We start from the raw sequence: 13,176 nt of genomic DNA, 5'->3' as shown, positions 1-13,176 counted from the left end.
TTGTATGTATAATTTATAAAATAAATTTTAATATGAGTCTCGATGAAAATCGGGACTTTTTTTTGTTCAAGAATTACTTGAAAAATTAAAATAACTAAATAAAGTTGATTAAAACAGTAGCTATACAAGGTGTAAAAGGGTCGTTTCATCATATTGTTTCAGAGCAATTTTTTGAAAACCAAGTGTCTCTTATCGAGTGTTTAACGTTCGATAGAGTGGTAGATGCCTTAATAACTAAAGAATGTGATGCCGCAATTATGGCGTTAGAGAATTCTATAGCGGGTTCTATAATTCCTAATTATGCGTTAATCGATAATTATGGTTTACATGTAGTTGGTGAGCATTATTTAGATATTCAGCACAATTTAATGGCGCTAAAAGGACAAAATATTGAAGATATAAAAGAGGTTTATTCGCACCCTATGGCATTATTGCAGTGTAAGGCCTTTTTTAGAAAATATCCGCACATTAAATTGGTTGAAGACAAAGATACAGCCGAGGTTGCGCAACGTATTAGCGAAAAGCAATTAAAAGGAGTAGGAGCAATAGCTAGTGTTTTGGCAGCAGAAATTTTTGATTTAGATATTGTAGCACATAGCATACAAACTATAAAGCATAATGAAACGCGTTTTGCCATTGTAAAACGTAAAAATTCTGAAGTGCCTCAGAATGAAATTAACAAAGTGTCGTTAAAGTTTACTGCAAATCATAAACGCGGTAGTTTGGCAACAATTTTAAATGTGATGAGCGATTGTAAATTAAATTTAACCAAAATACAATCGTTACCCATTGCCGAAACACCGTGGAAATACGCCTTTTTTGTTGATGTTACTTTTGAAAGATATTCAGATTTCGATAAAGCGAAATCGATAATAAACATAATGGCCGAAGACTTTAAAGTTTTAGGCGAATATAAAAATGCAAAGCTATGATTGAAGTAGCAAACCGATTACATACCGTTGAAGAATACTACTTCTCGAAAAAATTACGGGAGGTTAATTTAATGATTGCCAATGGTAAACCCGTAATTAATTTAGGTATAGGAAGCCCAGATTTACAACCACCACAAAAGGTTGTTGATGCTATTGTAGATAGCTTAAAAAATCCTGCGGCACACAAATACCAAAGTTACCAAGGTTTACCAGAGCTAAGACAAGCCATGGCTAATTTTTATAAATCAAACTTTAAGGTAAGTCTTAGTCCAAATACCGAAATATTACCGCTTATTGGTAGTAAAGAAGGTATTATGCATATTTCAATGGCATTTTTAAACGAAGGCGACGAAGTGTTAATTCCAAATCCAGGTTATCCTACATACCAATCGGTAACAAAATTAGTAGGCGCAAAAGGTGTTTTGTACAACTTAGATGCGGCGAATAATTGGATGCCAGATTTTGAAGCTTTAGAGCAACAAGATTTAAGTAAAGTAAAATTAATGTGGGTTAATTATCCGCATATGCCAACAGGAGCAAAACCTTCAAAATACGTGTTTGAAACGTTAGTGGCTTTTGCTAAAAAGCATAATATTTTAATTGTTAACGACAATCCTTATGCGTTTATTTTAAACCAAGAACCAACAAGTATTTTAAGTGTTGAAGGTGCCAAAGAGGTGTGTTTAGAGTTAAACTCTTTAAGTAAAACATTTAATATGGCTGGCTGGCGTGTTGGTATGGTTGTTGGCGATGGTGAGCTAATTAGCCATGTGTTAAAGGTAAAGAGTAATATGGACTCTGGAATGTTTTACGGTATTCAAAAAGGTGCTATAGAAGCTTTAAACTGTTCTAATATGTGGTTTGCAACCTTAAACAGTGTGTACCAAAAACGTCGCGAATTAGTTTGGCAATTAGCCGAAGCTTTAAATTGTACATTTAGTAAAGAGGCATCGGGTATGTTTGTTTGGGCAAAATTACCGGCATATATGAAGTCCGAGGAATATATAGATATGATTTTAAAAGAGCATTATATTTTTATAACACCAGGTACTATTTTTGGTAGTCAAGGCGAGGGATATATTCGTTTTTCACTTTGTGCCTCAACCGAAGATTTACAAGAAGCCATAACACGAGTTAGTTAAATGAAAAACATATTTGTAATAGGCATTGGTTTAATAGGAGGAAGTCTTGTAAAGGATATTAAAAAACAAGACCCGAGCGTTACGGTTTACGGAATCGATAAAAAGGATGCGGTTTTAAGCGAAGCATTATCATTAAGTTTAATTGATGAAAAAGCCACTTTAGACGATCTTGAAAATGCCGATTTGGTGATTGTTTCGATTCCTGTTGATGCTACCGAAAAATTATTGCCAGTTATTTTAAATAAAGTAAATGACAATGCTTTAGTTGTAGATGTTGGTTCAACAAAACTAGATATTTGTAAAGCGGTTGAAAACCATGAAAAACGTCGTAATTATTTAGCAATGCACCCTATAGCCGGAACCGAATTTTCTGGCCCGAGCGCAGCAATTAACGATTTGTTTGTTGGTAAAACAAATATTATTTGCGAAGTAGAAAAAACAGCATTTAAGCTTCAAGAAAAGGCTCTAGAACTGTTTAGAAATATAGGCATGCGTATGTGTTACATGAATCCGGAAGCACACGATAAACACATTGCTTACGTGTCACATTTATCGCACATAAGTTCGTTTATGTTGGGTAAAACGGTAATAGAAAAAGAAAAAAACGAGCGCGATATTTTCGATATGGCAGGAAGTGGTTTTGCTTCAACAGTACGTTTAGCAAAAAGCTCGCCAGCCATGTGGACGCCAATTTTTAAGCAAAATAAAGCAAATGTAATCGAAACATTAGAAGAATATATTGCCAACTTAACACAGTTTAAAGAGTTAATGAAGCAAGATAATTTCGAGGCCATTTACAACGAAATGGAAAACACAAATTATATAAAAGATATTTTAAAAGGAATAAATTAAATAACACAGAAACTAAAAAAATTAAATACCAAGACTAATTATAACATAAATCCCTTTGGAATTTTATTTTTTGAAATTTTAAACACTATGGAAAACACAAAAGAAATGAGAACATGGTTAGATGATTTAAATCTAGATCATCCATTAGTAATAGCAGGACCATGTAGTGCAGAAACCGAAGAACAAGTACTAAAAATTGCTCACGAGCTAAAAAATACAGATGTAAGCTATTTTAGAGCAGGTATTTGGAAACCAAGAACGCGCCCAGGAAACTTTGAAGGTGTTGGCGCTTTAGGTTTAAAATGGTTACAAAAAGTAAAAGCAGAAACCGGAATGAAGGTTTGTACAGAGGTTGCCAACGCGGCTCACGTAAAATTAGCTTTAGAGCATGATATCGATTTATTATGGATTGGTGCACGTTCAACAGTATCTCCTTTTATTATGCAAGAAATTGCAGATGCTTTAAACGGTACAGATAAGCCAGTTTTAATTAAAAACCCAGTAAACCCAGATTTATCTTTATGGTTAGGTGGTATCGAGCGTATTTACAAATCTGGTGTAAAAAATATTGGAGCTATTCATAGAGGATTCTCAACATACCAAAAAACAAAATACCGTAACATTCCAGAATGGCAGTTAGCAATCGAATTTCAGAATAAATTCCCAGATATTCCATTAATCAACGATCCTTCGCATATTACAGGTAAGCGTGATATGATTTTTGATGTATCGCAAACTGCTTTAGATTTAAATTTTGATGGATTAATGATTGAAACGCATTACGATCCAGAAAATGCATGGAGTGATGCAGCACAACAAGTAACACCAGAAACTTTAGTGCAAATCATGAAAGATTTAAAAATTCGTAAAGAAAGCGATGAAGAAGCAGAGTACAACAGTGCTTTAAATAACTTAAGAACACAAATTGATGTTATCGATAACCAAATTATCGAGCAAATCGGTAAGCGAATGGTTGCTGCCGATGCTATTGGTGCTTTAAAGAAAAAGAAAAACGTAGCTGTTTTACAATCTAAACGTTGGAACGAAATTTTAGGTAAAATGGTACTTGAAGGAGAGCAACATGGTTTAAGTGAAGAGTTTATTTTAAAAATGTTTAAGGCGATTCACCAAGAATCAATTAACCATCAAGAAAAGATAATTAACGGATAAATTTAAAAAGCCTCGCATTGCGAGGCTTTTTTGTTTTTATTTTTTAAGTCTTTTAAAGATGTATCTGGTAATAAAAATACCTTGGCCATCATCTTTTCCACTATCACTTTCAACAGCGCTTGTAACAAAAGCTAATTCCCAGCCTTCTTCTGTCATGGTATTTAGTTTAGAACCAATAATAGCATCGTTCGATACGATATTTTGAAAACGAATACCGGCAATATTGTAAAAATTTAAAAGTTTTGTTTCTTCAAAATCTTTTACTCTTATGTCGCCGCGTTTCGATTTATTTCTGGTATTATCTTCTTCAGTTTGTTCCGAGGTAAAATCTTCATAATCTCTTTCAGCATTTGCCGAAATTAGTCTAGAGCGTCCCAACCCGCTAGGAACAATAGATTCAACACTTGTTATAACTTTGTACTCTACTTGAGCATTAATTTCAAAAAAAGCAAATAAAGAAAAGCTTAAAGCAATTAAAATTTTTTTCATGTTTATTGATTGATTTTATTAATAGTGAGCGAATATAAATCTTTTATTAAGTTTAAAAGTTGTTATTTTGTAACATAATTGTAATTAATGACAGGTAAAGTTTATAAATCTACCGGAAGTTGGTACACCGTTAAAACCGAGTTAGGTAAAAGCTACGAATGCCGAATTAAAGGTAAATTTCGTATTAAAGGTATAAAAAGTACTAATCCTATTGCGGTCGGCGATATTGTAGATTTTGATTTAGAAACTAACAATAACGAAGAAACCGGCGTTATACATAAAATACACGATCGCAAAAATGTTATTGTACGTAAATCTGTAAACCTATCTAAACAAACACATGTTATTGCATCAAATTTAGATTTGGTTTTTTTAATGATAACCATAAACAATCCGCCAACATTAACCAGTTTTATCGATAGGTTTTTAGTTACAGCCGAAGCCTATTCTATTAAAACCATTCTTCTTTTTAATAAAATTGATGCTTACGATAAAGAAACCCTTGATGAGGTACGTTATTTAGCGCATATTTATCGTGAAATTGGTTACGAATGTATCGGTGTTTCTGCAAAAACAGGAAAAAATGTAGATAAGGTTAAAGCCTTAATGGAAGGGAAAGTGAGTATGTTTTCTGGTCATTCTGGGGTTGGTAAATCTACTTTGGTAAATGCTATAGAACCATCCTTAAATTTAAAAACAAAAGAAATTTCAACCCAGCACATGCAAGGGCAACATACAACAACATTTGCCGAAATGTACGACTTAAGTTTTAATGCTAGTATTGTTGATACGCCGGGTATAAAAGGTTTCGGAGTTGTAGATATGGATAAAGAAGAAGTGGGCGACTATTTTCCTGAAATATTTAAACTTAAACAAGATTGTAAGTTTAATAACTGTTTACACGTAAAAGAACCAAAATGTGCTGTAAAAGCCGCTTTAGATAACGATGAGATTGCCTTTTCGCGCTACCGAAGCTATTTGCAAATTATTGAAGGAGACGAAGAGCATTACCGAACAGATAATTGGGATAACGATTAAAACATGAAAATTGTAATACAACGTGTAACCAAAGCAAGTGTTACTATTGAAGGTGAAAAAGTAGCCAATATTAAAACTGGGCTTTTAATTTTACTGGGCATTGTAAACGAGGGCTCGCAAGACGATATAAAATGGCTTACCAATAAAGTAGTTAATCTGCGCATATTTGGCGACGAAAACGGAGTTATGAATAGGTCTGTAAAAGATGTTGAAGGCGATATTATTGTTGTTAGCCAATTTACCTTACATGCTTCTACAAAAAAGGGCAATCGTCCTAGTTATATAAAAGCAGCAAAACCAGATGTTGCCATTCCGTTATATGAAAGTTTTGTTAAGCAAATAGAGGTCGATTTAGGAAAAAGAGTACAAACTGGACAATTTGGTGCAGACATGAAAGTAGAGCTTCTTAACGATGGTCCTGTTACCATTATTATAGATTCAAAAAATAGAGAATAATTTACCTTTTATCGAAAAGTTCTTAAATAACTAAATAACTTTTTATAAATTTCTCAACAGAAATAAGAATTTTAATAAACCTAAACATAAAAGTGGTTTGTCTCTCAATTAATTTTTCTTATCAATAGATATAGTAATTAAAAAGACTTAAAACTTTTTTATGGTTAAAATTACCAAGGTTTGTTATCTGCTGTTTTTAGTGGTAACTTTTTCATTTTCTCAAGAAAACTTATTAACAAGTTTAACCCTTCCCGACCATCTTACAAAAAATGCAAACGCCGTTTTACGTTACGAAAATTTAGATGTAGTTATTAACGCTGTCGACAACGTAACTTTTACTGAAAAACGTATTATAACAGTATTAAACGAAAGTGGCGATTATTTGGTGCAAGCTAGTGCTGGGTACAGTAAACACTTTAAAATAAAGAAAATTGAGGCCGTTGTTTACAATGCTCTAGGTTCCGAAATTAAAAAGTTCAAGAAAAAAGATTTTATAGATCATAGTGCTGTAGATGGTTTTTCGATATACACCGATTCTAGGGTATTATTTATGGGGTATACACCTACAACTTACCCATATACAGTAGAATTCGATTTAGAAATAGAAACGTCAAACTCTGCTGGTTTGCCTTCATGGAGCCCAATAACCAATTATTACTTTGCAATAGAAAAAAGTAGTTACAGTTTAACCGATAATGCAAATTTAGGACTTCGATTTAAAGAGAAGAATATTAATGGTTTTAAAATTGAAAAAAACACCACTACAAATACTTTAAATTATACTTTATCAGATATGAAGGCTTTAAAACCGGAAGATTTAAGTCCGTCCTTCGAAAATTTTACACCTCATGTTTTAGTAGCTGTCGATAACTTTCAGTATTACGGCGTTTTAGGAACAGCTAAAAATTGGTTAGAATATGGCGATTGGGTAAATAATGCGCTTTTAAAAGGAAGAGATGCGGTTACCGATGAAACCAAACAAAAAATTTTGGAATTAACTGCTAATATTTCAGACCCTATCGAAAAAGCAAAAAAAATATTTCAGTTTGTACAAAACAATACGCGTTACATAAGTGTGCAAATTGGTATAGGTGGTATGCAACCTATTTCGGCATTAGAGGTCGATCAAGTTAAATACGGCGATTGTAAAGGGTTAACCAATTATACTAAAGCATTGTTAAATATTGCCGGGGTAGAGTCGTATTATAGCATTGTGCAAGCTGGTAGAGATATTGTAGATTTTGAAACCGATTTTGCCTCCCTAGCACAGGGAAATCATATTATTTTGGCAATCCCGAAAGCAGACAACGATTTAATTTGGGTAGATTGTACAAGTCAAGTACACCCATTTAATTTTATTGGCGAATTTACAGATAATCGAAATGTATTAATGGTAAAACCAAATGCCAGTGAAGTTGTTAAAACAACAATGTATCCCGATTCTTTAAATGCACAAATTACAAATGCCGAGATAAAAATTTTAAACGACGGTAGTATGAGTTCGGTTTTAAAACGAACCACTTACGGTACCCAATACGATAATAGGTTTACGCTCGAACGAGAATCAGATAAAGACATAAAGGAATATTACAAAGAGCATTGGGATTATGTAAATAGCCTTGATGTGGAACAATATAAATTCAATAACGATAAAAATAGGGTAGTGTTTGAAGAAGATTTAAAGGTATCGGCCAGAAATTACGCAAAAATTACAGGCGATAGGTTGTTTATGACTATAAATGCGTTTAATAAAAACACGTATGTTCCTAAGCGGTATGTAAGCCGAAAATTACCTTTAGAAATACAACGTGGTTATTTAGATGAAGATAGCTTTGTTTACCAAATACCAGAAGGTTATAAAATTGAAGCTTTACCCAAAAATGTAACTATTAAGAACAAATACGGTGTTTATAATGTTGCTGTAAAATTTGAAAACTCTAAAATTTACTATCACCGTAAACTTCAAATTAATAGCGGTACATATCCAAAATCCGAATACGATGAGTATCGCGATTTTAGAAAACAAGTTGCTAAAAACGATAATTCTAAAATTGTATTAAAAAAATCTAGTTAACCAACCAATCAATTCTATAAAATGAAAAACCTTTATTTAATTGCTATTTTAATAGCTCAAATAACTTTTGCTCAAGATTTTAAATTCGGCAAAGTTTCAAAAGAAGAATTACAAGAAGAAAAGTATTTGCAAGATCCATCGGCAAATGCAGCTGTACTATATAAAAAACAAAGCACTTATTTTTCGTTTAACGCGGTAGAGTCAACTTTAGTAACCGAAATTCATGAGCGTATAAAAATATATAATAAAGATGGGTTTGATTACGCAACGCACTTTATAGATTTATATCAAAGTGGAAATTCTGAAGAAATAGTTAGCGGTTTAAAGGCTGTTACTTATAATCTTATAGATGGACAAATAGAAAAAACAAGTTTAGACAAGAAACAAATTTTTGAAACAGAAGTAAATTATAACTATAACGAGGTTAAGTTTTCTATGCCTAACATAAAAGAAGGCTGTGTTATCGAGTTTAAATACAAAATTACGTCACCATTTATCTGGAATATTGATGAGTTTGTATTGCAATACGACATCCCGATTAAAAAAGTAGAAGCTTCAATTAGCACACCCGATGGTTTAAATTTTAAAGAAACAATAAAAGGATTTATTCCTTTTTATGGTAAACCTGGTAAATCTTATAACGATACACGTGTTAAGGAGTATAATTTGGTGCATGTTCCAGCTTTAAAAGAAGAACGTTTTGTAGATAATATTGATAATTACCGAGCAGGCGTTGTTTTTGAGTTAAAATCTATTATAATTCCAGGTGTAGTGCATAAAACATACTCATCATCTTGGGCCGATGTAGCTAAAACTATTGGTAATACTAACGATTACGAAACACAACTAGATAAATCACGATCGTTCGACGACGAGCTTGACCCTATTTTAGCCAATGTAGCATTACCAGAGGATAAAATGAAAGCTGTTTTTAATTATGTTAAAAGCCATATTAAATGGAACAATATGGACGGTAAATACTTTTATCAAGGAATAAAAAAAGCATTGCAAGAAGGTAAAGGAAATGCTGCCGATGTTAATTTAACTTTAGTTGCAATGCTGCGATATGCAGGTATTAACGCAAACCCTGTTGTGCTGAGTACTAAAGACAATATTATACCTATTTTTCCAACAATAGACAGGCTAAACTATGTTATTGCACATGCCGAAATTAATGGTAAAGCATACTTTTTAGATGCCACTAGCGAGTTTAGTGATATTAATATTTTACCAATTAAAGATTATAACTGGAAGGGTATTTATATTGATAATAATAATATGGTTTGGAAAAGTATAGATATTAGTAAACCGCCAATTGCCGAAGAATTAAATATGCTAAGTGGAACGTTAACTGAAGATGGGGCGTTTGAAGGTAAAATACGAGCCAGATACACAAACCATAATGCACTGTTATTTAGAAAGCGTTTTAAAAATGAAGATATTGACGCGTTTGTGGCAAAAAAGGAAGAAAAACTAGATAATATTGAAATTTCTAATTACGAAGCCAAAAATACCGATACAGCAGAAGGTTACGTTATGGAAACCTTCAATTTTAAACATGAAAGTTTAGCCAGTAGTGTTGGAGATAAATTGTATGTTAATCCAATATTGTTTTTAAAACAAAAAGAGAACCCTTTTAAATTAGAAAAAAGAGAATTTCCTATGGATTTTGGGTTCCCATTTCAAGACAAGTATAATATCACGGTAAAATTGCCAGAAGGTTATGTTGCCGAATCTGTACCAGCTCCACTTTATCTTAAAATTCCAGACAATTTAGGTTATTTTAAATTTAAAGTAGTTGTTAATGGTAGTATGATGCAGTTAGCTGCTTCGTTAGAAATTAATAGAGCTATGATAGGTCCGGATAAATATTTATTTTTGAAAGAATTTTTTAATCAAATAGTGATTAAAGAAGAGGAGCAAGTTGTATTAACTAAAGTTTAAAAATGGATATTAAAAACGCCCAAAAAGACGTAGACGATTGGATTAATGAACACGGTGTTCGCTACTTTAACGAACTTACAAATATGGCTCAACTTACCGAAGAGGTTGGTGAAGTAGCAAGAATTATAGCGCGACGTTACGGCGAACAAAGCGAAAAAGAAAGCGATAAAAATAAAGACTTAGGCGAAGAGCTTGCCGATGTACTTTTTGTAACCTTGTGTTTAGCGAATCAAACAGGTGTAGATTTGCAAGCCGCTTTCGATAAGCGCATGTATAAAAAAGGAAAACGCGACCACGATCGTCATCACAATAACGAAAAGCTTAAATAGCATAGACGACTAATTTTATAGGATAAATATATTTGAAGGTGTCATGCTGAACTCGTTTCAGCATCTCATCTTCAACTATTCCTAAAACACACATTAAATGTCTTCAATGTCATGCTGAGCGCATTCGAAGCATATCAGCGATTAAATTGGCTAGCAAAAAAACGCTGCTATATTTTCTAACTTTTTTTAAAAATCTGTTAAGTATTTAAAAAAAAGAAAATTACTTAGCATTCCTCTGTATTATCGAGTAAATTTGCCGTTTTCAATATTACAATACAAAAGAAAAATGCAACTAAAGCTTCATAAATCTCAAATAGCCAAACAATCTTCAATACAAATTACAGGTTCTAAAAGTGAATCAAACAGATTATTGCTTTTACAAGCACTTTATCCAAGTTTAAAGCTAGATAATATTTCAAATTCAGATGATAGCAATTTAATGACGAATGCGTTAAGTACAGAATCAAACGTAGTTGATATTCATCATGCCGGAACTGCAATGCGTTTTTTAACAGCATATTTTTCGGTGCAAGAAGGTAGAGAAACAGTTTTAACAGGATCAAAACGCATGAAAGAGCGGCCTATTAAAATTTTGGTTGAAGCTTTACAAGATTTAGGTGCAGAAATAAGTTATGTTGAAAACGAAGGTTTTCCGCCAATAAAAATAAAAGGAAAAAAACTAACGCAAAGTAAAGTAACGTTAAAGGCAAACGTAAGTAGCCAGTACATTTCCGCATTATTGTTAATCGCTTCAAAACTAGAAAATGGTTTAGAGCTAACGTTAGATGGCGAAATAACATCAATTCCATATATAAAAATGACGCTCAGTTTACTTGAGGAAATTGGCGTTGAAACGGCATTTACAGGTAATGTTATTACGGTAAAACCAAATAAAGAAAAACCAACAAAAACTAATTTAGTTGTAGAGTCAGACTGGTCATCAGCATCTTATTACTTCAGTATTGTGGCTTTAAGCGAGGTAGGAACTCAAGTTACTATATCATCTTATAAAGAAAATTCGCTTCAAGGCGATTCTGCTTTAATCAATATTTACAAGCATTTTGGTGTTAAATCTGTATTTAATGGTAATAGTTTAACCTTATCTAAAGAAGAAAAAACTTTAGAAACCTTAGAGTTAGACCTAAAAAATGCACCAGATATTGCGCAAACCATTGCGGTAACTTGTTTCGCTTTAGGTATAGCTTGTAATTTAACCGGGCTTCATACTCTAAAAATAAAAGAAACCGATAGGTTAGTAGCTCTTAAAACCGAAATAGAAAAATTAGGAGGCGAGGTTGAAATAACAGATAAATCGCTGCATTTAAAACCTTCAAGTAAAATTATTGAAAACGTTTCTATTGCAACATATAACGACCATCGAATGGCTATGGCATTTGCGCCAATAGCTTTAAAATCGCCTGTAGAGATTGAAGATGCTATGGTTGTATCAAAGTCATATCCAACATTCTGGGACGATTTAAAAACCCTGGGTTTTAAAATATCTGAATAATAATTACTTAATTACTTGACAACCCCTTGTTCCAGATTGTATATTTGCAATCTTTGTTATAAAATAAAATATCACGTATGAAATTATCAAACTTTGGTTTCGATTTACCTAACGAATTATTAGCTGAGTATCCAGCAGAAAATAGAGACGAATCACGCTTAATGGTTTTAAACAGAAAAGAGCAAACCATCGAGCATAAAATGTTTAAAGATTTAATAGATTATTTTAATGAAGATGATGTATTAATCCTTAACAACACCAAAGTATTTCCAGCAAGATTATACGGAAATAAAGAAAAAACAGGAGCAAGAATTGAAGTGTTTTTACTTCGCGAATTAAACGAAGAACAACGCCTTTGGGATGTTTTAGTAGATCCTGCACGTAAAATACGTATAGGTAATAAACTATATTTTGGAGATGACGACACGCTAGTAGCAGAGGTTATAGATAATACAACCTCTCGTGGGCGTACATTACGTTTCTTATACGATGGGTCTTACAGAGAATTCCGTTTAAAACTTAACGAATTAGGCGAAACACCATTACCAAAATACATAAAAAGAGATGTAGAGCCAGACGATGAAGATCGTTACCAAACCATTTACGCGAAAAAAGAAGGAGCTGTAGCAGCACCAACAGCAGGTTTACACTTCTCTAAACATTTATTAAAGCGTTTAGAAATTAAAGGAATAAACTTTGCCGAGGTAACATTACACGTAGGTTTAGGTACTTTTAATCCAGTTGAGGTTGAAGATTTATCTAAACATAAAATGGATAGCGAAGAAATTACAATAGATAGTAAAGCTGTAGATATTGTAAACCGTGGTATAAACGAAAAACGTCGTGTTTGTGCCGTAGGAACAACAGTAATGCGAGCTATAGAAAGCTCTGTGTCGTCAAGTGGTATGTTAAACGAAATGGAAGGTTGGACAAACAAATTCATTTTCCCGCCATACGATTTTAGTATAGCAAACTGCATGGTAACAAACTTTCATACACCAAAATCAACGCTATTAATGATGGTTTCTGCGTTCGCAGGGCATGATTTTGTAAAACGCGCTTACGAAGAAGCAGTAAAAGAAAAATACAAGTTTTATAGCTACGGCGATGCCATGTTAATCATATAATTCAATAAAAAGCCTTGGTTAATTCAAGGCTTTTTTATTTTTATGGCATTACCACGCTTTGGGCGCGGTCGGGCTTTCGGTGGTCGCTTCCCAATTTTATAAATTGGGAGAGC

At 32.9% G+C, this 13,176-nt stretch carries 12 protein-coding genes; 11 read left to right on the top strand and 1 reads right to left on the bottom strand.

Translation table 11 applies throughout. From position 1 onward, the window contains the following. Positions 1-104 precede the first annotated feature (104 nt). From LG651_RS00225 to LG651_RS00210, 4 genes are all read left to right on the top strand, one after another. The gene (locus tag LG651_RS00225) at positions 105-932 is read left to right on the top strand and encodes a prephenate dehydratase (protein ID WP_226694156.1); all 828 of its coding nucleotides are present in this window, start codon (positions 105-107) and stop codon (positions 930-932) included. Continuing rightward, positions 929-2,074: a pyridoxal phosphate-dependent aminotransferase gene (locus tag LG651_RS00220; protein ID WP_226694155.1), complete on the top strand. Its 1,146-nt coding sequence runs from the start codon at positions 929-931 to the stop codon at positions 2,072-2,074. The genes LG651_RS00225 and LG651_RS00220 overlap by 4 nt, the downstream gene beginning before the upstream one ends. Further along, a complete protein-coding gene (locus LG651_RS00215) occupies positions 2,075-2,926 on the top strand; it encodes a prephenate dehydrogenase (RefSeq protein ID WP_226694154.1) in 852 nt (283 codons plus the stop codon). 87 nt (positions 2,927-3,013) lie between these two features. Then, on the top strand, positions 3,014-4,096 hold the full coding sequence (locus tag LG651_RS00210; RefSeq protein ID WP_226694153.1) for a bifunctional 3-deoxy-7-phosphoheptulonate synthase/chorismate mutase type II: 1,083 nt from the start codon (positions 3,014-3,016) through the stop codon (positions 4,094-4,096). A gap of 36 nt (positions 4,097-4,132) precedes the next feature. On the opposite strand, the gene LG651_RS00205 is transcribed toward LG651_RS00210, so the two are convergent. Next, entirely contained in the window at positions 4,133-4,585 is a 453-nt protein-coding gene (locus LG651_RS00205) for a hypothetical protein (RefSeq protein WP_226694152.1), read from the bottom strand. An 87-nt stretch (positions 4,586-4,672) separates the two neighbouring features. Between LG651_RS00205 and rsgA the strand changes: the two genes are divergently transcribed. From rsgA to queA, 7 genes are all read left to right on the top strand, one after another. After that, positions 4,673-5,623: a ribosome small subunit-dependent GTPase A gene (rsgA, locus tag LG651_RS00200; protein WP_226694151.1), complete on the top strand. Its 951-nt coding sequence runs from the start codon at positions 4,673-4,675 to the stop codon at positions 5,621-5,623. Between the two features lie 3 nt (positions 5,624-5,626). Then, complete coding sequence (gene dtd / locus LG651_RS00195; RefSeq protein WP_226694150.1) at positions 5,627-6,079, top strand: D-aminoacyl-tRNA deacylase; 453 nt, start codon at positions 5,627-5,629, stop codon at positions 6,077-6,079. A 160-nt stretch (positions 6,080-6,239) separates the two neighbouring features. After that, positions 6,240-8,153, top strand: a complete 1,914-nt coding sequence (locus tag LG651_RS00190) for a DUF3857 domain-containing protein (protein ID WP_226694149.1) — start codon at positions 6,240-6,242, stop codon at positions 8,151-8,153. A 21-nt stretch (positions 8,154-8,174) separates the two neighbouring features. Then, positions 8,175-10,097, top strand: coding sequence for a DUF3857 domain-containing protein (locus LG651_RS00185; protein WP_226694148.1), 1,923 nt, complete (start codon positions 8,175-8,177; stop codon positions 10,095-10,097). 2 nt (positions 10,098-10,099) lie between these two features. Continuing rightward, entirely contained in the window at positions 10,100-10,426 is a 327-nt protein-coding gene (locus tag LG651_RS00180; RefSeq protein ID WP_226694147.1) for a nucleotide pyrophosphohydrolase, read from the top strand. A gap of 286 nt (positions 10,427-10,712) precedes the next feature. After that, entirely contained in the window at positions 10,713-11,936 is a 1,224-nt protein-coding gene (aroA, locus tag LG651_RS00175) for a 3-phosphoshikimate 1-carboxyvinyltransferase (protein WP_226694146.1), read from the top strand. Between the two features lie 77 nt (positions 11,937-12,013). After that, positions 12,014-13,063, top strand: a complete 1,050-nt coding sequence (gene queA, locus LG651_RS00170; protein ID WP_226694145.1) for a tRNA preQ1(34) S-adenosylmethionine ribosyltransferase-isomerase QueA — start codon at positions 12,014-12,016, stop codon at positions 13,061-13,063. Positions 13,064-13,176 lie beyond the last annotated feature (113 nt).

Source organism: Neotamlana sargassicola (assembly GCF_020523965.1).
GTDB lineage: Bacteria > Bacteroidota > Bacteroidia > Flavobacteriales > Flavobacteriaceae > Neotamlana > Neotamlana sargassicola.
Note: the sequence above shows the minus strand (reverse complement) of the source record. Positions and strands in the feature narration are given on the sequence as shown.